General features: G+C 38.6%; 26 protein-coding genes, 3 pseudogenes and 2 riboswitches. Of the genes and pseudogenes, 22 read left to right on the top strand and 7 right to left on the bottom strand.

Features of this window, described 5'->3' with window-relative positions; translation table 11 throughout:
• Positions 1 to 211: 211 nt before the first annotated feature.
• Complete coding sequence (locus BO48_RS08505; protein WP_496367013.1) at positions 212 to 580, top strand: hypothetical protein; 369 nt, start codon at positions 212 to 214, stop codon at positions 578 to 580.
• A 109-nt stretch (positions 581 to 689) separates the two neighbouring features.
• Here the strand turns inward: BO48_RS08505 and BO48_RS08500 are convergent, their stop codons facing one another.
• A complete protein-coding gene (locus tag BO48_RS08500) occupies positions 690 to 1529 on the bottom strand; it encodes a MurR/RpiR family transcriptional regulator (protein ID WP_496367012.1) in 840 nt (279 codons plus the stop codon).
• Between the two features lie 174 nt (positions 1530 to 1703).
• Here BO48_RS08500 and BO48_RS08495 point away from each other — a divergent pair, with 174 nt between their 5' ends.
• The 7 genes from BO48_RS08495 (at position 1704) to nagB (ending at position 8159) form a co-directional block, all read left to right on the top strand.
• Positions 1704 to 2573: an N-acetylneuraminate lyase gene (locus BO48_RS08495; RefSeq protein ID WP_496367011.1), complete on the top strand. Its 870-nt coding sequence runs from the start codon at positions 1704 to 1706 to the stop codon at positions 2571 to 2573.
• A gap of 39 nt (positions 2574 to 2612) precedes the next feature.
• The gene (locus BO48_RS08490) at positions 2613 to 3275 is read left to right on the top strand and encodes an N-acetylmannosamine-6-phosphate 2-epimerase (RefSeq protein ID WP_496367010.1); all 663 of its coding nucleotides are present in this window, start codon (positions 2613 to 2615) and stop codon (positions 3273 to 3275) included.
• A gap of 17 nt (positions 3276 to 3292) precedes the next feature.
• Positions 3293 to 4354: a DctP family TRAP transporter solute-binding subunit gene (locus tag BO48_RS08485; RefSeq protein WP_496367009.1), complete on the top strand. Its 1062-nt coding sequence runs from the start codon at positions 3293 to 3295 to the stop codon at positions 4352 to 4354.
• A gap of 18 nt (positions 4355 to 4372) precedes the next feature.
• Positions 4373 to 4849, top strand: coding sequence for a TRAP transporter small permease (locus BO48_RS08480; RefSeq protein WP_496367008.1), 477 nt, complete (start codon positions 4373 to 4375; stop codon positions 4847 to 4849).
• On the top strand, positions 4850 to 6127 hold the full coding sequence (locus BO48_RS08475; RefSeq protein ID WP_496367007.1) for a TRAP transporter large permease: 1278 nt from the start codon (positions 4850 to 4852) through the stop codon (positions 6125 to 6127). It abuts the gene before it with no gap.
• 28 nt (positions 6128 to 6155) lie between these two features.
• A complete protein-coding gene (locus tag BO48_RS08470; RefSeq protein ID WP_496367006.1) occupies positions 6156 to 7058 on the top strand; it encodes an ROK family protein in 903 nt (300 codons plus the stop codon).
• 366 nt (positions 7059 to 7424) lie between these two features.
• Positions 7425 to 8159 carry a glucosamine-6-phosphate deaminase gene (gene nagB / locus BO48_RS08465; protein ID WP_496367005.1) on the top strand — a complete coding sequence of 245 codons (735 nt, stop codon included), beginning with the start codon at positions 7425 to 7427 and terminating at the stop codon, positions 8157 to 8159.
• 208 nt (positions 8160 to 8367) lie between these two features.
• On the opposite strand, the gene BO48_RS08460 is transcribed toward nagB, so the two are convergent.
• Positions 8368 to 8988 (bottom strand): NAD(P)-dependent oxidoreductase, encoded by a 621-nt coding sequence (locus tag BO48_RS08460; protein ID WP_496367004.1) that lies wholly within the window; start codon positions 8986 to 8988, stop codon positions 8368 to 8370.
• A gap of 81 nt (positions 8989 to 9069) precedes the next feature.
• Positions 9070 to 9798: a hypothetical protein gene (locus BO48_RS08455; protein WP_496367003.1), complete on the bottom strand. Its 729-nt coding sequence runs from the start codon at positions 9796 to 9798 to the stop codon at positions 9070 to 9072.
• Between the two features lie 404 nt (positions 9799 to 10202).
• On the opposite strand from BO48_RS08455, the gene BO48_RS08450 reads away from it, so the two are divergent.
• Together BO48_RS08450 and BO48_RS08445 are read left to right on the top strand one after the other, a co-directional pair.
• Positions 10203 to 11021, top strand: a complete 819-nt coding sequence (locus tag BO48_RS08450; RefSeq protein ID WP_496367002.1) for a FixH family protein — start codon at positions 10203 to 10205, stop codon at positions 11019 to 11021.
• Between the two features lie 203 nt (positions 11022 to 11224).
• On the top strand, positions 11225 to 12274 hold the full coding sequence (locus BO48_RS08445; protein ID WP_496367001.1) for a homocysteine S-methyltransferase family protein: 1050 nt from the start codon (positions 11225 to 11227) through the stop codon (positions 12272 to 12274).
• A 281-nt stretch (positions 12275 to 12555) separates the two neighbouring features.
• On the opposite strand, the gene BO48_RS08440 is transcribed toward BO48_RS08445, so the two are convergent.
• The gene (locus BO48_RS08440) at positions 12556 to 12699 is read right to left on the bottom strand and encodes a hypothetical protein (RefSeq protein WP_496367000.1); all 144 of its coding nucleotides are present in this window, start codon (positions 12697 to 12699) and stop codon (positions 12556 to 12558) included.
• A gap of 1 nt (position 12700) precedes the next feature.
• On the opposite strand from BO48_RS08440, the gene BO48_RS08435 reads away from it, so the two are divergent.
• The 5 genes and pseudogenes from BO48_RS08435 to BO48_RS08415 all read left to right on the top strand — a co-directional run.
• Positions 12701 to 13291 (top strand): FAD-dependent oxidoreductase, encoded by a 591-nt coding sequence (locus tag BO48_RS08435; protein WP_496366999.1) that lies wholly within the window; start codon positions 12701 to 12703, stop codon positions 13289 to 13291.
• 129 nt (positions 13292 to 13420) lie between these two features.
• On the top strand, positions 13421 to 13573 hold the full coding sequence (locus BO48_RS08430) for a hypothetical protein (RefSeq protein WP_496366998.1): 153 nt from the start codon (positions 13421 to 13423) through the stop codon (positions 13571 to 13573).
• Between the two features lie 231 nt (positions 13574 to 13804).
• Positions 13805 to 14410: a LysE/ArgO family amino acid transporter gene (locus BO48_RS08425; protein ID WP_496366997.1), complete on the top strand. Its 606-nt coding sequence runs from the start codon at positions 13805 to 13807 to the stop codon at positions 14408 to 14410.
• A 394-nt stretch (positions 14411 to 14804) separates the two neighbouring features.
• Positions 14805 to 15482, top strand: a complete 678-nt coding sequence (locus tag BO48_RS08420; RefSeq protein WP_496366996.1) for a TVP38/TMEM64 family protein — start codon at positions 14805 to 14807, stop codon at positions 15480 to 15482.
• Between the two features lie 623 nt (positions 15483 to 16105).
• Positions 16106 to 16264 (top strand): annotated as a pseudogene (locus BO48_RS08415) (IS30 family transposase); the annotation flags it as partial.
• A gap of 57 nt (positions 16265 to 16321) precedes the next feature.
• On the opposite strand, the pseudogene BO48_RS08410 reads toward BO48_RS08415, so the two are convergent.
• Positions 16322 to 16429 (bottom strand): annotated as a pseudogene (locus BO48_RS08410) (universal stress protein); the annotation flags it as partial.
• An 8-nt stretch (positions 16430 to 16437) separates the two neighbouring features.
• Positions 16438 to 17010, bottom strand: a complete 573-nt coding sequence (locus BO48_RS08405) for a TetR/AcrR family transcriptional regulator (protein ID WP_496366995.1) — start codon at positions 17008 to 17010, stop codon at positions 16438 to 16440.
• Positions 17011 to 17171: 161 nt separating this feature from the next.
• Between BO48_RS08405 and BO48_RS08400 the strand changes: the two genes are divergently transcribed.
• The 4 genes from BO48_RS08400 (at position 17172) to BO48_RS08385 (ending at position 21883) form a co-directional block, all read left to right on the top strand.
• The gene (locus BO48_RS08400) at positions 17172 to 18824 is read left to right on the top strand and encodes a YhgE/Pip domain-containing protein (protein ID WP_496366994.1); all 1653 of its coding nucleotides are present in this window, start codon (positions 17172 to 17174) and stop codon (positions 18822 to 18824) included.
• Positions 18825 to 18903: 79 nt separating this feature from the next.
• Positions 18904 to 19242 carry a hypothetical protein gene (locus BO48_RS08395; RefSeq protein WP_496366993.1) on the top strand — a complete coding sequence of 113 codons (339 nt, stop codon included), beginning with the start codon at positions 18904 to 18906 and terminating at the stop codon, positions 19240 to 19242.
• Positions 19243 to 19261: 19 nt separating this feature from the next.
• Positions 19262 to 19371: riboswitch (TPP riboswitch) on the bottom strand.
• Between the two features lie 234 nt (positions 19372 to 19605).
• Positions 19606 to 19708, top strand: a riboswitch (TPP riboswitch).
• Positions 19709 to 19813: 105 nt separating this feature from the next.
• Positions 19814 to 20563 carry a 3-oxoacyl-ACP reductase gene (locus tag BO48_RS08390; protein ID WP_092986403.1) on the top strand — a complete coding sequence of 250 codons (750 nt, stop codon included), beginning with the start codon at positions 19814 to 19816 and terminating at the stop codon, positions 20561 to 20563.
• A gap of 12 nt (positions 20564 to 20575) precedes the next feature.
• Positions 20576 to 21883 carry an NtaA/DmoA family FMN-dependent monooxygenase gene (locus BO48_RS08385; RefSeq protein WP_496366992.1) on the top strand — a complete coding sequence of 436 codons (1308 nt, stop codon included), beginning with the start codon at positions 20576 to 20578 and terminating at the stop codon, positions 21881 to 21883.
• Between the two features lie 193 nt (positions 21884 to 22076).
• Here the strand turns inward: BO48_RS08385 and BO48_RS08380 are convergent, their stop codons facing one another.
• Entirely contained in the window at positions 22077 to 22313 is a 237-nt protein-coding gene (locus BO48_RS08380) for an NAD(P)-dependent oxidoreductase (RefSeq protein WP_496367132.1), read from the bottom strand.
• Positions 22314 to 22488: 175 nt separating this feature from the next.
• On the opposite strand from BO48_RS08380, the gene BO48_RS08375 reads away from it, so the two are divergent.
• The 3 genes and pseudogenes from BO48_RS08375 to BO48_RS08365 form a co-directional block, all read left to right on the top strand.
• A complete protein-coding gene (locus BO48_RS08375; protein WP_496366991.1) occupies positions 22489 to 24294 on the top strand; it encodes a M3 family oligoendopeptidase in 1806 nt (601 codons plus the stop codon).
• A 52-nt stretch (positions 24295 to 24346) separates the two neighbouring features.
• Positions 24347 to 24484, top strand: a pseudogene (locus BO48_RS08370) (type I restriction enzyme endonuclease domain-containing protein); the annotation flags it as partial.
• A gap of 315 nt (positions 24485 to 24799) precedes the next feature.
• The coding region (locus tag BO48_RS08365; protein WP_496366990.1) for a helix-turn-helix domain-containing protein at positions 24800 to 25009 on the top strand (210 nt) is incomplete at its 3' end.

Raw genomic sequence — 25009 nt, 5'->3', positions numbered from 1 at the left:
ATTGTTCACAATTCGTCAATTGCATCCCAAGCCACTAAATGATAAATTACAAAACGTAGGGATTACGATTTTTGCTTGAGTTTTAATTGCCGAAACCCAGATTTAACAGCCCCTCAAAATGATTACATATAAAATACCACCATCAACATAAGCATGAAACTTGGAGTACATGCCTCACGATATATTCAGAAACCACATAGGAGAGACAAAAATGTTAGCTTTATTATTATTTATCATTACAGCTGCAGCACTCTATTTTTTAATAATGGGCGCTGTAAGTTCAATCAGACAGGAAGATCCATTTTTCCCATTTCTGTATAGTACGATACTCTTCATCGCAGCAATCGGCATCCCTATCTTTTTTACTTTTTATGACTTTTCATTTCTAAATACAAACTTGGAAAGTGTCACGTTTCAACTTACAATAATCTGGTTGATCAGCAGCATCGTTCCTCTGGTGTTTTTAATCAGGAATGCCGCATTGAAGAGACCACTTACTAAATCCATTCTGGTTTCAAGCGTATCCTTCTCGATGTTTTTCATTGTACTGACATTATATTTATCAATTTTGCTGCTTTAATTATCACTTGTCGCATCTCTTCGGGATGCGGCTTTTTTGTTATCAATAAACGATTTCCAATCGTTCTATGGCAGTAGTGCCATCTTTTGCATAAACTCCACATTAATGCTTAATATAATTTATATGATATCGTCTGCGCAATCTGTTCTTTTGTCTGTTTGGCTTTTTCATAATTCTTCATCGTTATTCCTGTACATAGAAGGTCAATCACAAACAACTGAGACACTTTGGATACCAGTGAGCCGCTATCCAATGGATTTTCTTTTGCTGATGTCAATAAAACTATATCTGCATCACTTGTTAAAGGAGACTCCGTATAATTCGTAATTGCGATGACTGTAGCCCCATTATTTTTCCCTATTTTGACGGCCTCTATGACATCTTTGGTGCTTCCTGTAAGACTGATTGCAATGATGACTGTATCGCTCGTCACCGAATTGGAACGGATGACCTGGTTGTGAGAATCAGTGATGGTTTCAATGTTCATCCCAATTCTCATCAGTCTGTTCTGCATATCCAGACCTGCTATTCCTGATGAAGACACACCAAAAACGACCACTGTTTTGGCTTCGTATATACTGTCTATTGCCTCTTGCAATCTCTTATCGTCGACTAATTCATACGTATCATCCACTGCCCGCATCATATTTTTCCTCACCTTATCCATATATGTGTCATCATGGCCGTTTTTTTCATGAGTGGAAAGCTCCTGTGCCAGAAAAAGCTTGAATTCCTGATATCCTTTGTAACCGAGTTTCCGGCAAAAGCGCAGCACTGTGGCCTCACCGACATGACAGGCAATAGCTATTTCAGTCAGTGACTGATAAACGATCTGTTCAAAATTTTCAGTAATGTAATGGTAAAGTTTCAGTTCAGATTTTGTGAATTTATTTTTGTACTGTTCCATCAACATAGTTAAATTTAAATTTTTATCATTAAAATGATTCATCTTTTATCACCTCGACTATTTATTTTCATCTTACCGTTTATTTTTCAATTATCCATTTTGGAGAGAAGCTCCAATTTTTAAAATATATTGACAATAACCATTCATATTGTTATAGTACACCTAATTCATCATAATTGAAACCGCTTTCTTTGAAGGCAGAAATGGAGGAATAACATGAAAGGTATCATCACAGCTTTGCTGACACCATTTGAATCAGATGGCACGATTAATGAAAAAGGATTACAGGAGGTCGTTCGACATAATATTAATGAAATGAAAGTCAATGGGTTATATGTAGGCGGTTCCACTGGAGAAAGTTTCCTGATGGACGAAAGCAGCAGGAAAGATTTGTTGAAAATAGTCAAAGAGGAAGCAGGAAATGAGGTCCCGTTAATCGGTCAGATCGGCTCTTTGAATATTGAGGAAGCAATAAGACTGGGGAAAGAAGCAAAAGAACTTGGATATGAAGCATTATCCGCAATTACTCCTTATTACTATAAATTCAGCTTCCAGGAAATCAAAGCATATTACGAGCGTCTGACAGAAGAAACAGACCATCCAATGATTATTTATTCAAACCCTGCTTTTACCGGCACACAATTTTCCATTGAAGACTACGGCGAATTATTGGCCATCCCAAATGTAATCGGCGTCAAATACACAGATACGGATCTTTCAAAGCTCGCCAAATTAAAAGAGTTACATCAGGATAAAGTGTTCTACAGCGGGGCAGATGACATGGTCCTTCAGTTTGCTGTTTCTGGTGCAGATGGAGCAATAGGAAGCACATATAACATAATAGGCAGAGAAGCGAATGCAGTATATGAAGCGGTCGGCAATGCTGATCTTGAGACAGCACGTGACCACCAAAAGCAAATGAATAACGTGATTATGCAATTGGAAGATATCGGTGTCTATCAAACGATAAAACATGTATTAAAACAATACGGAATTGACGCAGGTGCTATGAGATTCCCATTCAAAGAATTAAATGAAGATGAAAAGAAACAGGCAGAAAAAATCGCAGTCAATATTAAACCATAGGGGATTAAATTATATTAAATATTTATAGGAGTTAAGCAGATGAGCGAAAAATTAATTGTATCCTGTCAGGCTTTAGAAGATGAGCCGCTGCACAGTTCATATATTATGTCCAAGATGGCACTGGCGGCCTATCAAGGGGGAGCAAACGGTATCCGGGCTAATTCAGTCTCTGATATCCAAGCTATTAAAAAAGAAGTCAGTCTGCCCATCATAGGAATCATTAAACAGGACTATGCCGACAGTGAAGTCAGAATCACCCCAACACTAAAAGAGGTTCAAGAGTTGTATGAAGAAGGCGTCGATGTCATTGCTTTCGATGCCACAGACAGAGTCCGGCCTCATAATGAACAGCTCACGACGTTTATTAGTGAAATAAAAGAAAAATTTCCCGAGCAAAAATTAATGGCCGATGTGTCGACAGTAGAGGAAGCTGTTAAGGCAGAAGAGTGTGGAGTCGATATAGTCGCAACGACGCTGGTCGGTTATACGGAGGCTACAAATGGCCACTTCCCTCTCGAAACTCTGGAGCAGATTCTCCAATCAGTAGACATTCCAGTGATTGCTGAGGGAAATATGGACACACCGGAAAAAGCAGGCCGGGCACTTGAACTGGGCGCTTCGTCTGTAGTGGTAGGGAGCGCCATTACCCGGCCGCAGGAAATAACCAAAAAGTTTTCTATGAGAATGACTGAAACAAAATAACAAAGGAGGAATATAAAATGAAGAGAAATTTGATTTTCGTATTGAGTTTAGTAATGGTGTTGGTGCTGGCCGCATGTGGAGGTAACGAGGAAGACACAGAAGCAAGTAACGAAAACGGTGAAAATGAAAGCAGTGAGAATGAAAATGCTGATTCCGGTGAAACTTATGAGCTGCAGTTTGGAATGCAGCCAAACACCCAGTCGAATGAATATGAAGCAGCTGAAGTTCTTGCAGATTATGTAGAAGAAGAGAGTGATGGTCAACTGACCGTTACATTATATCCGGATGCTCAACTAGGAGATGACCTTTCCATGCTGGGGCAAGTACAGGATGGATCACTTGATATCACGTTAGCTGAAGTTGGCCGCCTTGGTCAGTGGGTACCACGTGCCGAACTTCTGATGGTCCCTTATGTAGTCGAGGACTTTGAGCATATTGAACGCGTGATTTATGATACGGAGTTTGGTGAAGAATTAAGAAACGAATTAACAGAAGAACATGGCTTACGTGTAATGGACACTGCTTATAATGGGACACGAGTAACGACTTCTGACTTTGAAATTAATGAAATGGCGGATATGGAAGGTATGAGCCTTCGTACACCTGAAGCGGAAACTCTGCTTGATTACGCAGAATATGTAGGAGCAAACCCGACACCTATGAACTTTGGTGAAGTGTATCTTGCTCTGCAGACCGGCCAGGTGGACGGTCAGGAGAACCCATTATCTGCGATTGAAGCGCAAAGCTTCCACGAAGTACAGGATTATATTGCTCTGACCAATCATGTTGTGAATGATAATACTTATGTTGTAAGCGATCAGACATGGGAGGAACTTCCTGAAGAACTTAACCAGATTTTAAGTGACGGTATTGAAGAAGCGACTAGCCACCATACAGAGTTGTTCCAAACGGAAGAAGAAGAATTAATTGAGTTCTTTGAAGGTGAAGGTGTAACGATTACAGAACCGGATTTAGACGAATTCAGAACAGCATTGGAAGAAGCTTATCCTAAATACTACGATAAAATCGGTGATGGTGCAGAAGAATACATGGAAACCATTGACGAAGCGCGACAGTAGCGATGAAGGTGATTGTTCATGTTAAAAAAATTCCATGATAATTTTGAAGAAATTATAGGCAGCACCATGTTTGTAGCTATGCTGATTGTTTTGGTTGCCCAAACTTTGGCGCGTCAGGGGCTTGGAGTGCCCCTGATGTGGTCAGAGGAATTAAGTAAGCTTATTTTCATATATGCCGGTTATTTGGGAATCGTTGCCTGTATTAAAGATGACAGTCATGTTGCGATTGATATTTTCTTAAAAAAACTTCCGGCTAAAGCACAGAAATGGGTGTATTTGTTTAATCAGACCTTAATTCTTTGCGCACTGATTACTGTTTTTATTATCAGCATCCCAATCATGCAGAACCAGTCGCATCTGAATATTGTCACACTGCAAATTTCTTCAACCTATATGTATGCAGCACTGCCTATTCTTACGCTGCTTATGATTTATAGATTGATTGAACGAATGGTTAAAGAATCGCGTAAAAACAGAACCGCGGAGGTGGAATAAATGGAAATAGCTCTTATTTTCATAGCATGGATCATTTTGCTTTTCCTGGGCATTCCAGTTGGATTCACCTTACTTATTGCGGGGCTGTTATATTTCATACTTGGAGATTGGAACCTGATTTATGCATCGGGGGAACAATTGATAAGCGGGATTGATAATTTTACGCTTTTAGCGATTCCATTTTTCATATTAACTGGCTCGCTGATGAACTCTTCTGGAATTACAGACCGTATTTTTAGATTCGCCATGTCATTGGTGGGGCATGTCCCCGGTGGTGTAGGTCATGTGAACATAACAGCCAGTTTAATGTTTTCAGGCATGTCTGGTTCATCCCTTGCAGATGCGGGTGGCCTTGGGCAGCTGGAAATTCGAACAATGAGAAAGGCAGGATATCATGATGACTTTAATGGTGGATTGACTGCGGCCTCCTCCATTCTCAGTGGCATCATCCCACCCAGCCTGAACATGATTATTTATGCGTCACTTGCGAATGTTTCTGTAGCATCAATGTTCATTGCAGGTTTAGTCCCGGGGATTCTTGTAGCAATCTCTTTATTTGTGACTACATTTATTATCGCAAAGAGACGTAATTATCAAGTCTTTGATCGGGCCAACTTGAAAGTCATAGGTCAGAATTTCCTGAGTTCCTTTTGGGCATTACTGACACCCGTCATCATTATAGCAGGGATTTTCTCAGGGTATTTCACCCCGACAGAAGCTGCTGTGGTGAGTACAGTTTACGCTTTACTACTTGGTTTTTTTGTTTACCGGGAGCTTACTTTTAAAATAGTGTATGACAATATCGTCTCCTCCCTGAAATTGACCGGAGTCGTTGTATTAATGCTTGCAGCGATAGAATTTTTTGGTCAGTTTATAGCCAGAGAACAAGTGGCCATAAAAATAGCTGAGGGATTCCTGAGTATTACAGAGAACCAAATTTTGCTGCTGCTGTTAATTAGTTTATTATTGATAGTGCTTGGAACATTTGTAGAGGCATTGGCATTACTGGTACTTGTTGTTCCAATTCTCATTCCGGTAGCAACAAGTGTCGGAGTGGATCCTGTCTTTTTCGGTGCCTTTGTAATTCTGAACTTAATGATAGGAATCTTAACTCCACCGATGGGGATGGCATTATTTGTTGTCTCCCGGGTAGGGGACATCCCGATGAGTACCATGTACAGAGGGGTTGTTCCCTTTCTCATACCGCTCGTTATTGTGATGATTCTGCTTATCTTTTTCCCTTGGCTGTCTACTTTCCTTGTAGACGTTCTGGAATAAGAAGTAAAACATGAATGGAGGAAGGCAAGTGATTGCAGGTGCTTTTGATATCGGAGGAACAAACATTAAATACGGGGTCCTGAATGAAGATGGCAAGCTACTCTATAAATCGAAAACCGCGACTAAAGCGAGTGAAGGAGGCGCGGCCATTATAAGTCAGGTAAAAGAACTGACGAAACACCTGCAGAATCATTATAAACTCAATGGTATTGCCATCAGTACAGCCGGTCAAATCGATAAACAAAAAGGTAAAGTCATCCATGCTACAGAAGCTCTTCCGGGCTACACGGGCATGAATATAAAAAAAGAGTTAGGGACATCTTTCGACTTGCCGGTCGTTGTGGATAATGATGTAAACTGTGCGGCGCTTGGAGAGTATTGGCAGGGGACAGCACAAGAAGTCGATCATTTTCTCTGCATGACACTCGGAACCGGTATTGGAGGTGCCATCATTGTGAATGGCCAAGTTTATAATGGTGCTTCCTATTCTGCCGGTGAATTTGGCCATATGACACTTTATCCCGGCGGGGAAGCTTGTCTTTGCGGTGATAGTGGCTGCTATGAGCAATATGCTTCCAGCAGTGCTTTAAATCGGCGTGCGAAAATATACTTTGAAGAGAATATTTCATTGAAAGAGTTATTCAACCAGGCAAAAAAAGGAGAGAAGACAGCAGAGCTGATTATCGATCAATGGGTCGACGATGTGGCATTGGGTATCAAATCACTGGTCCATATATTTAATCCTCCCTTGATTGTTATTGGCGGAGGCATTTCTGAACAAGGAAACTATTTATTGGAAAAATTACAAATAAGTGTAGAAAAAAGGGTTATGGCCTCCTTCCGACGTTCCTTAGAACTGAGGTTTACCCAAAATGGAAATGATGCGAATCTACAGGGGGCAGTTTATCAGCTGAAAAATATTTATTGTTGATATTAATAAACTTGGCCAGCGCCATCACCGAAAGTATAAATTATTATTTTAATGGTTTCACCTTTTCTATATATGATTCCATATTTTCTAAACTGAAGTCATATTATTTATCCGGTAATCTAAAATTCTCCTGTCTGTAGTGAGAAAGGAATTGTGTAAGTTTCACCAGAAATGATGATAGTTGTCCTTTGAGACTTCTGCAGTCATTTCTTTTTTTATTTTTCAAGCTGCAATATCTTTGGATTGCTATAGGTGTTATTTAAAGAATTCATTAAACAGTTTGTTTTAATATATCACTGCCACAATTCCTCACTCACCTTATACAAAAGAACTGATTTTGATCATCAATTTTAGGAGTTGGATAATATGAAAATTATTGCAGTCAAAAATTATGAAGAAATGAGCATTATCGCATGTAATGTATTAGTAAAAAAAATAAATCAAATAGATTATCCAGTATTAGGATTCGCAACAGGCTCTACACCTGACGGTCTCTATCAGCAACTTATTGAAAAATTCAATAATAATGAGGTTTCTTTTAAGAATGTAACATCATTTAATTTAGATGAGTATGTTGGCTTAAAAAAAGAGGATTTAAATAGTTATTACTATTATATGAAGAATAGTTTTTTCAATTTAATAGACATCCCGGATAAAAGCATTAATATTCCTGATGGTTTGGCAAAAAATTTACAGAGAGAATGTGAAAAATATGAAGAAAAAATTAAACACGCAAACAATATAGATATTCAAATATTAGGTATAGGTGTTAACGGCCATATAGGATTCAATGAACCTGGCACATCTTTCACAAGTGTTACACGGGTTGTAGATTTGAGTGACACCACTATTGAATCAAATTCAAGATTTTTTAACTCAGTCGATGAAGTGCCAAATCAAGCTATTTCCATGGGAATTAAAACAATAATGAAAAGTAAAGAAGTTATATTGCTCGTTAGCGGAAAAAACAAGGCTGAGATATTATCTAAATTTTTAAAAGAAAATCCAACTGAGAATTTACCGGCTTCAATCCTAAAAATTCATAAAAATTTAACTATAATTGCAGATGAGGAAGCTCTTTTTGAGTTTAATAAAGATTAATTTAAATTAGAATCTTCGTTGTTTTTTAAATTCATCAGTTATACAACAAAAAAAGATCGTATTGTCTTTATCACTAAGATAATATGATCTTTTTTGAATATCCTAATTTTTAGTAAATGATTATCAGAAATTTGTTCTGTCTCTGCTACAAGTTTTTTCTACCAATGATAAGATATTATTTTTGATTGTTTTTTCAACATAGATAATATCAATATGCAATCCCTACACATGATTTAATATATCTGTCATCTTCTATCTGGCTATAAGCGAACTCTGCAGTGTCAGGGACTGAAATCTTTGCACCGTTTTCAGGAAGGTAGTCGCGTTCTATCCGGTATTCACCGGTATGCTCGCCGTCAGGCAGATAAGTGGGGCAGACAATTGTCCAATCAAGGTTTGAACTTTCTAGAAGCTCATACACTTTATGATGTTCTTCAGCTGCCCGTGTCGTTTTTCTTTTCGATTCATTGGATTGATAACGTAATTTTCCGGGTTCGGTTCTGCTGTTCAGAATACCACCTGTTCCAATGGTGATGATTCGTTTGATACCCTCGTTTTCCATTTCCTTCATAATCAAGACAAGACTTTCCGAGAGTGTAGTCGTGCCATCTGTTCCGAGTGCACTGAGTACTACATCCATGCCGCCAATCGCATTTCTGATGTCTGATTCGTTCAAAACATTTCCTTCTATGATTGTTAAGTTTCTGCTCTCTGTCTGCAGTTTATCTTTATCACGTACTAAAACCGTAACATGATGATTTTCATTGAGAGCCAATTCCAGTATATGGCTACCGACACGTCCGGTCGCCCCTAAAATTAAAATATTCATTCGATTGATCACCTTTTCAAGTTATTTGTGATAAGTTATTGCATTTTAGGATACTCTACAGACTTCAGCAGTGGAAAACGATTATTTCCCGCGTGCAACTGCAGCATAAAGGCACAATACCGCCAGCCCGGCTTTACCTTCATCCTTCTCCAGGTCATTCTCAATAATATACATTCTCTCCGAAAGTCTCTTGAAATGTTCTGTCGTTTCAAGCGGTACGTTGAACGAGGTGATTCGTAATATGTCGTCTACTTCCAATTCTCCGAACAGAACATCCGAATGGGTTTCATATTTGTTTTCACCAATTTCAATGACTGCATGAAATTTTAAAAGTGATTTTAATAAATTCTGATGGATAATACCCACTTCATCTCCATCCTTATCCAACACTACTGTTTTTCTATTAAAAAAACCTCGAATATCCAATGTTAAAAGATTCCCTATGTCACTCTCGATATAATGTTTGAATGGGAGTATGCCGAAATATGACTCCAAATATCTTAACCAGGAGCCACCCGGCATCAGCCGTCCGACCATGTTGCCGGATTCGTTATAAATGATCAACCGGTTAGTCGCATGGACTTCAGGGTGTATGAGAAAGCGGGTAAAAGGGGTAATATCTGTATACTCTGTCATGACTTCAGAATCATCGGAATCTTTCGTTCCGTAAGCTTTATAAAATAGAAGGACTGATACTGCCAGCAGAGCGACAGTTACAATAATCTGTAAAATGATTTCCCGTACAGCTTCTCCCTGCACCCACATAAAAACACCTATGCTTAAAAATATGAGGGAAAGTATTGCTGACAAGATTCCTCCAAGCAGAAATTGTCTTGAAATCATATTTGCATCAACTCATATAAAAAGTTCTCAACTTGAATTATATCAAAGGAAATGAAAGTGTTTCAAAACCTTCCATAATTAATCTGTAAAAACCTCAAAATCAATAGTTGGTTCATCATAAAAACTAATCATTCATATTGCCATAATCATTTGACTGGAGGAGTATTACAATCTGGAGCTTAACGAGGTAAGGCAGAAAACTCTGCCCCACATTGAACACAGGGTCAAAAATATCAGAAGTCTCGTTAAAAAGCTGAGAAAAAGGAACCTGGAAATCACAACAGAATCTTAATAAATGAAAATAAGTGATGAAGATTAACCGTGATAAGGTGGAATAAGACCACGAAAATTTATTCTACTTGGAGGAAAAGATGAAAAACTTTATGATTTTATCAATATTGATGTTGGTCTTAACAGCTTGCGGAAATGCTGAAGAGGCAGAAAGTGAAGAAAATCAAGAAGCTGTACAACCGATTGAAGCTGTAGTCACAATGCCTGAAGAAATGGATACCGGAGATCAGGTATTAGAAACAGAAGTGACCCAGGCAGGCGAAGCAGTCTCAGATGCAGACGAAGTCGTCTTTGAAGTATGGCAACATGGTGATAAAGAAAACAGTGAGATGATTGAACAAGAATCAGAAGAAAACGGCGTATACAGCGCAGAGCATTCATTTGAAGAAGATGGTATCTATCTGGTGCAGCCTCATGTTACAGCCCGTGAAATGCATACGATGCCTGTTCACACTGTCATTGTCGGTGACGTAGATCAGGATGAGATAGATGCTTTTGATGAATCTGATATTGAGGAAGGCAGTAGTTTCATGGATGAAAATGACCACAATCATGAACATGATGGTGATCACGATGAGGAACACAATGATGATCACCAACATGGTCACAGTTCTGATCTGGACATGTCCATGACACTGGACAACGACGCCGATCCATCTGTAATTACCGTTGAATTGAACATGGATGAGGAAGCATATGAAGCAGATAGAGTCAGACTGGAAGTTGTAGATGAATCTGATGAAGAAGATATCCAGTGGGTCGATGCTGAAGTTCAGGAAACCGGCGTTTATACCGCTGAACTCGATGACATTAAAGAAGGTACATATAACGTGATATTGCATGTCAATGGGCCGGATGATCTACATGAGCATACCGAAGAAGTTTTTGAAGTGAATTAAATTGTAATTTTAAGGTGCCGGAGCATTATACCCCGGCACTTTTTTTATTGCTACTTCTTTCATCAGTCAAATTCGCAGACTTATTTACCAGAAGGTTGTTTATGGCTATAGCCAAAGTTCATAACAACTTATGAATTTCCAGTATTACCCTATATGGTTTTCATTATGATAGGCTTATTTTAATTTATAAAGGAGGGATTCATATGAAACGCAGTTTGGAAGAAAGACTGAAAGACGGTACAGTGATCATAGGGGAAGGCTATTTGTTCGAACTCGAGCGCAGAGGCTATCTGCAGGCGGGATCTTTTGTCCCGGAAGTCGCATTGGAAAATCCGGAAGCACTGAAACAGACTTATCGTGACTACATGAATGCAGGTTCCGATGTGATTCTAGCCTTCACTTATAATGCCCACAGAGAAAAAATGAGGATCATCGGCAAAGAAGATTTACTCGAACCACTGAACAGGCGTGCAATCCAGTTGGCCAAAGAAGTTGCAAAGGACCATCCAGACGAAGAACCATTGGTCGCTGGCAATATTTCAAATACGAATATTTTTGATCATGAAGATACTCAGTCAAAAGAACAAGTCAGAAAAATATTCAGAGAGATGGTCGGCTGGTGTAAAGAAGAAGGCGTGGACTATATTCAGGGCGAAACGTTCTATTATCACGAGGAAGCACTGATTGCCTTGGAAGAAATACGAAAACAAGGCTTGCCAGCCGTAATCACACTTGGACTGATGGGTGAAAACATTTTAAGGGATGGTTATACGGTAGAAGAGTCCTGCAAAATACTATCGGAAAAAGGTGCACTGGTCACAGGAATGAATTGTTTCCGTGGGCCGGACAGCATGCAGCCATATCTTGAAAAGATACGTAAGGAAGTTGAAGGCCATGTCGGAGGTGTACCACTCCCGTATCGCACGACAAAAGAGCATCCGACTTTCTTCAATCTGCCGGATAGCGGATGCAGTTGCCACCTTCCTATGGAAACGACTTTCCCGACCGCTTTGGATCCACTTTACCATAATCGTTATGAGCTTGCGGAATGGGCTAAGGGGGCCCATGATATCGGCATCAACTATATAGGGTTGTGCTGCGGTGCATCACCCGCAATGATAAGGGCTGTTGCCGAAGCTGTGGGCCAGGAAACGCCCAATTCAAAATATTCGCCTGATATGGAAAAACATTTTTTGTTCGGCAAGGATGAAACATTGAAAGACCATAACACAAGCTATAGGACCAAAGCCTGATTAACAACGCCTCAGCGGAAATTTTTAGTGGCTGGTAAATTTCCCAGCCACTTTTATCTGACGTAATCCGTCCCTTAATGTAACGGGCATTCTGTACCAATGCCCGTAATCCCATGACATGGAGCCCAAATTATAAAGACATCAATCCTGAAAAATATCCATTTCAGACAGGGACTTTCTGAGATTGATGGCGTCCCACGGCATATGTTCTGCGATTCCAAGTCCGACCAGCTCTGACCGGCTGCTTATATCTTTAAACAAGCGAACCACCTGCGCCAGGGTCATGCGCCCGACGGCTGCCGGGAAATCGATGAATCAAGATAGGGCTTTGCAGGCAGATCGGAACGGAAATCTGTTGGTGAAAGCACATCCAGATCGAAATGGACCATGATATATTCAAAATTGTTTTTCTCTATCCAACCCAATATGAGCCAACTGCTGAATGAACTCAACTTGAAAAATTTTGAACAATTTTCAAGTGGTGACCACACCTTTGAAAATCCTCACGGTATGATCCGCCATTTTAAGACGGATATGACCGCATCAAGCAGGATAACAGGTGGTATGAAGTCGTTGGTTGAAGCAATGCAGAAGCAAATACCTTCTGAAAATTTTATGCTGAATATCGAGTTAAAACAACTTAACCTGTTGGACAATGATGAAATTGAAATGACAGCCGTGAATAAAGAAAATAAAGACGTTTCATTCGTCACTAAATCTGTGGTACTTGCCATGCCGCCTAATATCATCCAGAAAAACATTTCTTTTGTACCTGAACTCACACCAATTACACAGAAAAACCTTTCCATTCAAAGAACATGGATGGCATCACAGGCCAAGATAGTCGTTATTTATGACCGTCCCTTTTGGAGAGATAATAATTTAAGCGGCACAGCAAATAGTCACCGGGGGCCGTTACAGGAAATACACGATGCTTCACCAGAAAATAATCACACGGGGGCTTTGTTCGGGTTCTTCGGTCTGTCACCTGAAGAAAGAAGAGGACTCGGAGAATAAAAAATCTACGAACTGGTCATTGAACAGCTGACCCGCCTGTTTGGAAAGAAAGCTGCGGATTATAAAGATATTCTATATAAAGACTGGTCACAAGATGCTTTTACGGCAATAGAAAAAGATTCTGTTCCGATGACACAACTTCCGCCATATCAACCAATTGATAATGATGAAATATGGGGCAACCATTTATTATTTGCAAGCACAGAAACGAGTGCAATTTCAGGAGGACATGTAGAAGGGGCATTAAATGCAGCAAACGATATTCTGAATAGAATAACATGAAAATTGTCTTATGAAGCCCCACAGATCACGTATGATATCAGCTCCGTAGTGGATTACAATACGGTTTATTTGAAATGATAAATAAGAATAAGATAGGCGAGTCGAGCTTTTTTTGGATTTCCAATGTATAAAATGACTTCCTTTAAAAATGGGATGGATAAACATTCACCCGACTAACTATTCCCTTTTATCTTTATCATAGTTAAAATAATAATGAAAGGAACTTAAGAAATGGAAGCCATTATACACGGAATCATACTTGCCCTGGGGCTGATCCTGCCATTAGGCGTGCAGAATGTTTTTTTATTTACCCAGGGTGCAACACAGCCAAAACTGAGAAATGCCCTGCCGGCAACCATTACTGCAGCTTTATGTGATACTTTACTTATACTTTTAGCGATATTTGGATTGTCAGTCATTGTTCTTCAATTTGAATGGATGAGAATCGGTTTAATGACAATAGGTATATTGTTCCTGATCTATATGGGATATTCTATTTGGAAATCTGTACCTGCCACTTCTGTTAAAGGAAAAGCACTGCCGGTTAAAAAACAAATTATATTTGCAATGTCAGTTTCTTTACTTAATCCTCATGCAATATTAGATATAGTCGGCGTGATAGGGACCAGTGCATTGAATTATATCGGGCTGGATCTTATACTTTTCACTGTTTCCTGTGTGACCGTATCCTGGCTCTGGTTTATAGGATTGACTGTTGCAGGTACGACGATGAAAAGACTGGATAATCAGAAGATTTTAATGAATGTTTTCAATAAAGGCTCCGCACTCTTTATTTGGGGTACTGCCCTTTATCTTTTAATTGGATTGATAAACTAAAAGAGACTGGAATTAATATTCCAGTCTTTTTCTTACTATCCCGCTCATCTCATCTTGGTCTTAACGCGATTTTGCGAATTAATTCATTAGTAATTTTTTATTGGAGTTAATCGTCCCGATACTTTATCCAGAGCACACTCTGCTCACTCACTTTATTTACTGCTTGATTATGATATCTACACGTACAAAATCTGCTCCTATTGAAAGATTCTGAACCATAAATTTTGTAATTTCATATCCACTGGAGTCTATAAGATTTTTTTGAAGTCTTACATTGCCAAATTCAAGAAATTGAATCTATTTCCTTTTATTAATAATCCGGTTAAAGTTAAATGGAGGAGACAGTCCGATAAAATTAAAATTTTAATAAAGCATTCAGAAAAGAGGAAACATAATGAGTTCAAAAGATTCTACAGATGCTTTTTCTCTGCGTTCAATAATTTCATTATTCTCTTTAGTGATATTTATAGGTCTATTGATCTGGGTAAGTTTTAATGTAAATATTCCGGAGCCTGAAGTTCTCCAAGAGACGATTCAAAGCTACGGCTGGGCAGGGTGGCTGGTTTTTATCGGCATTACAGCCCTGATTGCCATTACGCCGATTCCTGTCACAATCCCGGCTTTAGTCGCAGGTTCTCTGTACGGTGTCATAGCCGGCAGTCTGTTTTCCTTTACAGGCATATTAATTGGCTCCTGGCTTGGATACTGGTTAGCACGGTTTACCGGTCAGAACCTGACATTCAAACTTCTCGGCCGTCATGGAGATACGGTTAAAAAGTATTTGGGTAACGCCGGTTTCTTAGCCATGTGCACAGCCAGACTGATGCCGGGTCTGCCATACTGGCCGGTCAATTACGGTGCAGGCGCTCTCGGTGTCAGCCAGCATACCTTTTTATCAGCAACTTTTGTCGCATCCATCCCGGGACAGGTGTCGCTCGTTGCCCTTGGTGCTTTTGCAGTCAATCAGTCTTTCTTTAACGGTATCATCACTATCGCTGCTTGGATTACGGTACTCGTATCCACCTTCGTTTCTTACCGTTACTGGCGAAGCACACGGAAAGGGAATCAGTAATTATTTATGGTAAGCTCGTGTCTGAACATCGAATAGATAAAACTTAGGGAGGGGTTTAAATGATTGAAGTATTTGGGAAACAATACCGGTTAGACACTTTAATATTCTGTACTCTCTTTATTTTTAGTGCAGGAATAATTTGTTTAAACATTTTTTATTCCCTAAAGTTTGGAACTGAGATAGTGAATCTAAATATGGGCGCTGGTATTGTTTTAATCATTTACTCCGGTTTATACTTATTCAACAAATGAACCTTGGAATAACTGTATCAACAATGATACAGTTATGCGTACGACCAATGAGCACAATGACGCTCACGCCCTACTTGTGATAAGCTTCAGCGTATCGTTTAATGACATAGTTTTAACTAATGTGGTTTTATCCCTATTAAAAAACTAGAGATTGAGTTGACATGTAGTTTTCTTTGATATCGCCGATTGTAAAATTAAGCTAGACACATAAAAAGGTCACGCATGATACACTCAAAATAGTTTTCCGACTAAAGAAATCATAGAAGTGATCACGCATCACCTACATCCATAATACTACGGATGAACTGGTAATCATAGAAGCCTACTTCCATCAAGAGACACCGATTTCACAGATTGCGAAACGGATTGGACGTGCCTAAAGACATGGACTTCAACACGGTCGATCAGGCTTTTGTCTCATACGTCGCTGCAAGAAGAAACCACATCCCGAGAAAATCACTAAACTACTGCACGCCACTGGAAGTCTTTTTGAGTTACATGGGGGATAGAGAACTGTCTAGCTTATTTTGACAAACGATAATAATTAAAGAATGCCTGCTTACCAGTCGAGTAAGCAGGCATTTTATGCTATTTGATAATCATCACAGGTGTATTGATGCGTTTTGCAGCCTTATGAGTTACATGACCAAGGACATGTTTAATATCCATTTTAAAACGTTTGTTGCCCATTACTACCCAGCGCATCAGATTCCCACGGTTTTCAATACACCATTTATCGTAAATGTTTCAATAAACATTGCCATCACTTCAATTGACTCTTCACAGCCGCCTTTGAGCCATTTTAAAAGTATACCAATATGGGCGTTTGTGATGTAAGTAATCAAATAATCAGTAAATATTTCAGAATCCAGTTCAACACCGAATTCTCTGCTTTTCACTTTATAAAAATCAAACATATGCTGTGAAAAATATTTTGCAAGTTCAGCGCTGCCGAGACTATTTGCAATAACGAGTACGCGTTTGCGGTTATCTTTAAGATACTGGAACACTTTCAGAATAGTATTGTTAAGATCGTTCTCATCCACATCTTTAAAACTGCTACCTGTAATATTTTTGTAAAGCAGCTGTTCAATATCCGTCATCATCGAATTTTGATAACTTTCTATCAGTTCGTATTTATCTTTATAATAAGTATAAAATGTGCCCCGGTTAATCATGGCTTCTGAACTTATATCCTGGATGGTTATGCTTTCAAACGACTTTTTCTCAAGAAGGGTAATGATAGCATTATCAATTGCATTTAGTGTTTTCTGCACTCTTAAATCTTTTTTCAAAAATAAACAACCTTTCTATACAATGTGTTGGTTATCCCACAAAAAAAGACGTATCAACCATTGAAGAATAATTTAATCGCCTTATAATGGGTTATTGTACAACGTGTACGATAACTTTAACACAAAAAATGAAGGATGATTAAATGTTACAGGATTTTAAATTTGTATTTAAAAAACCGTTGTTATTAATATCTCTTGCATTCATCTCACTGTTTCCGGTTATATATTCATTGACATTTCTCGGTGCAATGTGGGACCCATATGACCACACAGGAGATATGCAGTTCCATATAGTAAATGAAGATGCAGGCAACGAAGATATAGAGCTCGGAAAAGAAATCGAAGCTGAGCTGAAAGATAACGACCAGCTGGACTGGCAATTTTCTACTCTGGAAAAAGCAGAAGAAGCAATTAAAAGCGGAGAATCATACGGATATCTGGAAATCCCCGCAGATGCTTCTGATAATGCCATGACCTTCTTAAGCGAATCGCCGGAAAATGTAAACCTTAAACTAAAGACAAATCCGGGATTCAATTTCATCGGTTCAATTATGTCTGAACAAGTCGGTTCAGTCTTGGTCGAGACAGTTCAAAAAGAAATTACAGAAACATATACCAAAACATTGATTAGCGAACTCGGCAGTTTGTCCGACCAGAGTGATGAGGCACAAGATGCCATTGCTGAGCTGAAGAACGGTGCAGTCGAGCTTGACGATGGACTTGGCCAGCTCGAAGACAGCTCAGCGCAGTTAACAGAAGGCGCAAACAACCTTGAAAGCGGCGCTTCGCAAGTCAGCGAGGGAGCAGCAACACTGTATAATGGTGAACAGCAATTTACAGAACAGATCACTCAGCTGGCACCAATGCTTGGAAATTACGCACAGTCGGTTCAAGGTGCACAGTCAGAACTTGAAAATGGAGCAGGCCAGTTAAATGAATCCAGCACACAGCTTGCTGGCGGCGCTTCTGAATTGAATTCAGGTATTGTGCAAATGAACGGCGGTATCAGCGAGTTGAAAGCAGGCTCCAGCGAAATGGCAGAAGCACTTACAGAGGTTGATACCAGATTTAACGAGCTGCTTGCGGACATAGAAGAACAGAATATTGTTTTCAGTGATGAGGGAGCAGAAGCGATTGCAAGTCCTGTTAACCTGGATATTGAATCCATGGTGGATACACAAAACTATGCGCAGAGTTTTGCACCGTTAGTTATTGCAGTCAGCCTGTATATCGGAGCTATTACATTTAATGTTGTATACCCGATGAATAAAATATTCGAAAATAAGAAAAATGTATTCAGCCAGTGGCTCAGCCGCGGTCTGCTGTTTTTATCTCACTCGGTAATCATTACAACTCTGCTGTATGCTACAATTGTCTGGATAATGCAGATTGAGATTGCCAGCCACTGGAGATTTTACTTTGCGATGCTTGTATGGTCACTCGTTTCCATTTCCATTATAGGATTGCTGGTAATGATATTCGGCAACTTCGGCAAATTCCTCGGAATCGTACTGCTGATTGTACAGTTATCATCAAGCGGCGGAACTTTCCCGATAGAAACTGCAAACAATTTCTATCAAACGCTTTATGAATTCCTGCCGATGGCATTCGTCGTGTCTGGCTTTAAAGATGCGATTTTCGGCCAGGCATTTAACATGGAATTCAGCACAATAATGTATACCCTAATAGCAACAGCTGCTGGTGCTTACCTGCTCGTATTGTTAGTATTATGGCTGAAAGATAAATTCCCTAAGTATGAAGAAAAAGCGAATAAAATGGCCAAATTTGAAAACTAAAAGTTCAGCCCGCTGACCGAGCGGGCTTTTTTTCTGCAAAAATTCTCCAGTAATGTACACCTACTGAGGATTGTATGATATGAGACGGAAACAAATTGATGAAACTCAAGATTCCGGAGTTATTGTATGGAGGGGTTCTTCAAATAAAATAGATAAGCATTTTATTTATTCTATTTTATTGTTTATTGCAATTGTACTGATTGGTGCGACTTTAAGATCGCCAATCTCTCCTGTCAGGCCGCTTGTACCATTCTTTACCGAAGAACTGAATAGAAGCACTACTATGGTTGGTTTTATGAATATTCTGCTGCTCGTCGTTTTTGGTTTGTTCTCACCGTTCATTCCGAAAATCTCCAAAAAATACGGTATGGGATTTACACTGATGATTTCCATGATTGTGCTGACAGTAGGAATTTAGGTGTGCGGCGCAGGGACAACTATTACTTTCGCCACTTTCCTACGTCAGTATGAACTGTATCAGGTTCCCGGAATCCCAAAGTCTACACTTTAATCTCAGCCTTTTTCAAAGACACTTCCAGTGGTCTTAACTATTTAATTATTCAATCAATAAGCTCAAGTTACTCTAAAAAGTTAAATATAGCAAATAAAATTAGATTTTAATTATGCTGATAACCATCTTTTAACATTCTATCAATCATATAAAAACTAGATAGCAGTACAGTTACAGATTTGAATTTGAATTGTGTTTGTTTCAATTCACATAATTTGTGATTTACTTGACGTATCTTTGTAAAGTACTACAATGATGTTAAATAGAATAGATTCGCACTAGGGGCGTTTTTATAAACTGAGATGAGGGTAACCTCAGACCCTTTGAACCTGATCTAGTTAAAACTGGCGTAGGAAAGTGTTACATCGATACAGTTGTATATCTATGTCCTTGTGGGCATATAAATTACTCTCGATACGTAACTTTCCTATGAAGGCTGCGTATTTTTTTATTCTAAAAAATTATAGGAGTGATTTATTTGACAAGGACAGTTTTAGTAACAGGAAGCGGAAGAGGACTTGGCAGCTATATCGTAAAAGCGCTAAGTGAAAAAGGCTTTAATGTCATAATTAACTACAACAACAGTAAAGAAGAGTCGGAGAAGTTAAAAAAAGAAATTGGAGCACAAGCCATTGCGATTCAAGCGGACATTACAGACCGTGAAGCAGTTGAACAGTTAGTTAAAAAAGGAACTGAACATTTTGGCCAGATTGATGTTGTTGTAAACAATGCACTCGTTAATTTTAAATTTGATCCAACCACTCAAAAAGCATTTAAAGATTTAACTTATAAAGATTACGAGCAACAGTTAGACGGGACACTAAAAGCTGCATTCAACGTATCACAAAGTGTAATACCACAGTTTTTAGAACGTAAAGACGGTGCAATTATCAGTATTGGAACGAATCTATATCAAAATCCTGTAGTACCATATCACGAGTACACTACTGCAAAAGCTGCTTTAATTGGATTCACCAGAAACGTTGCAGCAGAACTTGGACAGTATGGTATCCGAGCAAATGTTGTTTCTGGCGGTTTACTGAAAACAACAGACGCAAGTGCAGTCACAACACCAGAAGTATTTGATTTAATCGCACAGTCCACACCATTGAGAAAAGTAACAACACCACAAGACGTTGCTAATATGGTTGTTTATCTTTGTTCTGAGGCAGCAGATGGGGTTACAGGACAAAACATCACGGTAGACGGCGGACTTACTATGAACTAGGCGGTATATATTATGAATAATTCTAAACAGTTAAATATAGGAATTTTAATGTATGGTGTGGGTCATCATCAGGCAGCATGGTTAGAAGATGATTCGAGTGTCAATGAATTCACGACAATTGATTATTATGAAAATCTGGCAAAAATTGCAGAACGCGGAAAATTTGATGCCGTATTTTTTGCAGATTCACAAGCCTTCCCCGCAGATAGTCCAACAGAATTACCAGCGAGTTATTTTGACCCAGTTGTTGCATTAACTGCTATGAGTAAAGTCACAGATAACGTTGGACTAGTTTCAACTATTTCAGGTACATTTAATAACCCATTTACCACAGCAAGACAGTTACTCACACTGCAACACATAACAAAAGGACGCATGGGATGGAATCTAGTGACATCAATGACCGACCGCGAAGCACAAAACCACAGTATACCTGAATTGCCTGAGAGAGCCGTTCGTTATAAGAAAGCGGATGAATTTGCTGAAGTCATGAATAAATTATTTGAATCGTGGTCAATTGAAAGCTACAAGCCAGATAAAGAAAATAACACAATTACTAAAAATAAAAATATTCAGCCATTCAATCACAATGGTGAGAACTTCCAAGTTAAAGGTCCGCTAACTTTACCTTTAAGAAAAGAGGGTAAGCCAGTGGCTATGCAAGCCGGGGCTTCAAAAGAAGGTGTTGCACTTGCTGCGAAATATGCTGATGCTGTCTATTCAGTTTCTTGGAACTTAAGACAAGCAAATATTTATCGTGAAAAATTAAATCAAGCCATAAAAGAAAGCCGTCGTCCACACAACTATATCAAAGTATTTCCCGGACTAGTGACTTACGTGGGTAAAACGAAAGAAGAAGCGCAAGAAAAGAAAGCAAAATTAGACAACCTACTTCCAATTGATACTGCACTTAATCAGCTCGAATTCTTTATTCAGCAAGATACAAAATCATGGAAACTCGACGAAAAAGTACCAAAATTGCCGACAGTCGAAGAATTCAAAGGACCTGTTGGACGTTATCAAACTATTTTAGAAATTATAGAAGACAGAAATCCCACAGTCAGAGAACTACTTGGTTATCTCAACGCTGGAGGTGGACATTTAACACTCATTGGCACACCTGAAGACATTGTCGATGAATTAGAAAGATGGATGAATGAAGGTGCCGCAGATGGATTTAACTTGATGCCTCCAACACTCCCAGGAAGTCTTGAAGACTTTGTCGACTTAGTCATCCCGGAAATGCAAAAACGCGGTATTTTTAGAAGAGATTATAACGGTGAAACGTTTAGAGAAATGCTGGAACTCGATAAGTATTAAGCTGAATGATTCATAGGTACACCTCAATTTTACGTTGTGTTTTTATATTGAGGTTGGAACATAAATATCTCCAGAAAAAATAATAACTTTTGAGAACTTATGTCCCCGAGCCCCAAGTGCGAAGGTTATAAGGGCTGAATTGCTTATTAATATCCCGGTAAGCGAGGATGAAGTCAAAACTCACAAAAAAACATTAACAGCTGAGACTCAGGTTTTCGCTTATATAAATTAATTTGTCTAGATTATATTTGACTAGAAATTTAAAACATTTTCCCATATACAGCGTTAAGACAACTTTCTTCATGCCAATTAAATTACTATTCATCTTTGACTCTTCATAGACATCAATCTCAGAACCTTTAATTTTCTTCTTTTTAAGCACTTCGACAAGGGTCATCTCATCTGCAATCCTAACTCTTGTTGTGTTAATTAAAATCGCATTTTCTTATTAGTTAAAATTCTACAAATATTGCTCTTATTTTTATCGTTTAGCATAGTACATGCTCGGACTATTAATGTATATCAACGTGATTAATGTTTCTCTGCATTCATTTCCTGTATGATAAAAATTAAATACAGTTTTAATATAGAGAGGAAGGTAATTGATGAACTACAAAGAAAAATGGGATATGGAGAGTATATTTCCTGGTGGAAGTGGATCTGAAGCTTTCCAAAAACGATTATCAGAAGTAAGAGATAGTATTACAGCTTTTTCACACGAACTCGATAATTGGGAGCTGGACGAACATTCAAATGATTTTACGTCACTGAAAAGAATCTTACAAAACTATGAAAAAATTTCAAACGCGCTTAGTGAGATGGGGAGTTTTGCGAATGGTTTAGTATCTGCAGATGTTACCGATCAAAAAGCAATGCAGAATTTAAATGCGGTTGCGAACTTACGTAAAGATCTCTTGTCACAGAATATTATTTTAAATAAAAAGATCAGTGCACTGACTGAAGATCAATTTAGCAAGCTGTTAGAGGAAGATTTCTTTAAACCAATGCGTTTCCCGTTAGAAGAAATACGACAAAAAGAAAAAGATTTACTGTCAACTCAAGAAGAAACAATCATCAATCATTTATCACTAGATGGCTTACAGGGCTGGAATAATATGTACAATCAACTCGTCGCTTCTATTCAAATTCCAGTAACTGAAGATGATGAAACCGTTTATTATTCAGCGGGTCAATTTGAAAACAAGATGAAGTCAGAACAAAATCCAAAACATCGTGAAAAACTTTTAAAAACTTGGGAAGAAACATGGAAGGAAAAAGCTGATTTATTCTCTACAACGCTAAATCATTTATCAGGATTCCGCTTAAACGACTATGAACTTCACGACTATAAAGATTATATGAAAGTACCACTAGACTACAACCGTATGGAGGAAGAAACTCTCGATACGATGTGGGATACTATTACAAAAAATAAAACACCTTTCAAAAAATACTTTGAACGAAAGGCACAACTCATTGGTGTTCATCGATTAGGATGGCTCGATGTTTCAGCAAGTGTTGATGTGGGAGATTATACGAGCAAGCGATATACGTATAATGAAGCAGCAAGATTTATTATCGATAACTTTAAATCATTCAGTCCAAAAATGGCAGAGATGGCACGTCGAGCTTTTGAAGAGCAGTGGATTGAAGCGGAAGATCGCCCAGGAAAACGCCCAGGTGGATACTGTTCAAATCTTCCTGAATCTAAACAGTCACGTATTTTTATGACTTTTGCCGGTAGCACAAGCAACGTGTCAACACTCGCACATGAACTCGGACACGCATTCCATAGTTATGTCTTACGTGATTTACCACTATTCAACCAACGTTACGCAATGAACGTTGCAGAGACAGCTTCTACATTTGCAGAACTTGTTGTGTCAAATGCAACAATTGAAAATGCAACGTCAGATGCAGAAAAAATCAACTTACTAGATGAAAAAATTGCTAGAAGTGCGACTTTTATGATGAATATCCATGCACGTTATATCTTTGGACGCAATTTATATGATGAACGTCAACAAGGAACTGTAGACAGCAACAGACTGCAAGAACTGATGGAAGACGCACAAAAAGAAGCCTATCAAGATGAACTACGTTCATACCATCCAATGTTCTGGGCAACAAAGCTACATTTCCATATTACAGGTGTACCTTTCTATAATTTCCCATACACATTTGGATACTTTTTCAGCTTAGGTATATACAATCGTTTCTTAGAAGACGAAACGTTACTTGAAGATGACTATATTGCACTTCTTCGTGATACTGCAAGCATGACTACAGAAGACCTTGCTGAAAAGCACTTAAATGTTGACCTAAGAAAACCAGACTTCTGGCAGGAAGCGCTGGATTCAGTGCATAAAGATATTGAAGAATTTTTAGAACTAACAGAATCATATGTTTAATTTATATACGATAACTTCTTATTCAATTAAACAAATAAGTGTTGATTAGCATAAGCGAGAAAGTACTCAAGCTAAAATGAGGGTGAAGGTGAGAAGATTAATCAAGAAGTATGGCTATTCACCGGATCTTCAGAAGATAGCAGTTGATAATATCGTTGATCAAGCAGAGCTTATGGCAAATAGTCTATAAATATTTTCTGTTCTCATAAATAGTGTACTGGAGCTAAAGCTGTAGTACACTTTTCTTTATATCTCAACTTTCAGATCATTATTATATTCCATATTTTTATCAGGCTCATCTAATTTCTTTAATATCATTCTTTATTCTGGTTTTTGTAAATGGAAGTGATATGTATTACTATTAACTGTTCTAAACTATATATTCATTTGTATCATTATAGTTTTAAAGCGCCGATTGTAAAATTAAGCTAGACACATAAAGAAAGCCACTCGTGATACACTCAAAATGTATTTCCGACCAAAGAAATCATAGGAGTGATCACGAATGACCTACACCCATCTTAGCACGGATGAACTTGTAATTATAGAATCTTATTTCCATCAGAATGCCTCTGTATCAAAGATTTCAGAACAGATTGGCCGAGCACGTCAGACCGTCCACAATGTGGTCACTTTCCTGAAAGACGGTCACACCGCATTGGATTTCTATAAGCGCTACAAGGCAAACAAGCAGCGTTGCGGTCGAAAACAGACG

The sequence above is a fragment of the Lacicoccus kunmingensis DSM 17847 genome, assembly GCF_059568765.1.
The sequence above is the reverse complement of the archived record's forward strand: the minus strand, read 5'-3'. Positions and strand labels throughout refer to the sequence as shown.

Bases quoted from the DNA above. Each gene is read 5' to 3' on its own strand.
- BO48_RS08490 (WP_496367010.1), top strand. From the start codon at position 2,613: ATGAGCGAAAAATTAATTGTATCCTGTCAGGCTTTAGAAGATGAGCCG.
- BO48_RS08430 (WP_496366998.1), top strand. From the start codon at position 13,421: ATGACACAACTTCCGCCATATCAACCAATTGATAATGATGAAATATGG.
- BO48_RS08500 (WP_496367012.1), bottom strand. From the start codon at position 1,529: ATGAATCATTTTAATGATAAAAATTTAAATTTAACTATGTTGATGGAA.
- BO48_RS08375 (WP_496366991.1), top strand. From the start codon at position 22,489: ATGAACTACAAAGAAAAATGGGATATGGAGAGTATATTTCCTGGTGGA.
- BO48_RS08485 (WP_496367009.1), top strand. From the start codon at position 3,293: ATGAAGAGAAATTTGATTTTCGTATTGAGTTTAGTAATGGTGTTGGTG.
- BO48_RS08450 (WP_496367002.1), top strand. From the start codon at position 10,203: ATGAAAAACTTTATGATTTTATCAATATTGATGTTGGTCTTAACAGCT.
- BO48_RS08385 (WP_496366992.1), top strand. From the start codon at position 20,576: ATGAATAATTCTAAACAGTTAAATATAGGAATTTTAATGTATGGTGTG.
- BO48_RS08495 (WP_496367011.1), top strand. From the start codon at position 1,704: ATGAAAGGTATCATCACAGCTTTGCTGACACCATTTGAATCAGATGGC.
- BO48_RS08400 (WP_496366994.1), top strand. From the start codon at position 17,172: ATGTTACAGGATTTTAAATTTGTATTTAAAAAACCGTTGTTATTAATA.
- BO48_RS08505 (WP_496367013.1), top strand. From the start codon at position 212: ATGTTAGCTTTATTATTATTTATCATTACAGCTGCAGCACTCTATTTT.
- BO48_RS08480 (WP_496367008.1), top strand. From the start codon at position 4,373: ATGTTAAAAAAATTCCATGATAATTTTGAAGAAATTATAGGCAGCACC.
- BO48_RS08420 (WP_496366996.1), top strand. From the start codon at position 14,805: ATGAGTTCAAAAGATTCTACAGATGCTTTTTCTCTGCGTTCAATAATT.
- BO48_RS08425 (WP_496366997.1), top strand. From the start codon at position 13,805: ATGGAAGCCATTATACACGGAATCATACTTGCCCTGGGGCTGATCCTG.
- nagB (WP_496367005.1), top strand. From the start codon at position 7,425: ATGAAAATTATTGCAGTCAAAAATTATGAAGAAATGAGCATTATCGCA.
- BO48_RS08395 (WP_496366993.1), top strand. From the start codon at position 18,904: ATGAGACGGAAACAAATTGATGAAACTCAAGATTCCGGAGTTATTGTA.
- BO48_RS08460 (WP_496367004.1), bottom strand. From the start codon at position 8,988: ATGAATATTTTAATTTTAGGGGCGACCGGACGTGTCGGTAGCCATATA.
- BO48_RS08435 (WP_496366999.1), top strand. From the start codon at position 12,701: ATGAGCCAACTGCTGAATGAACTCAACTTGAAAAATTTTGAACAATTT.
- BO48_RS08445 (WP_496367001.1), top strand. From the start codon at position 11,225: ATGAAACGCAGTTTGGAAGAAAGACTGAAAGACGGTACAGTGATCATA.
- BO48_RS08475 (WP_496367007.1), top strand. From the start codon at position 4,850: ATGGAAATAGCTCTTATTTTCATAGCATGGATCATTTTGCTTTTCCTG.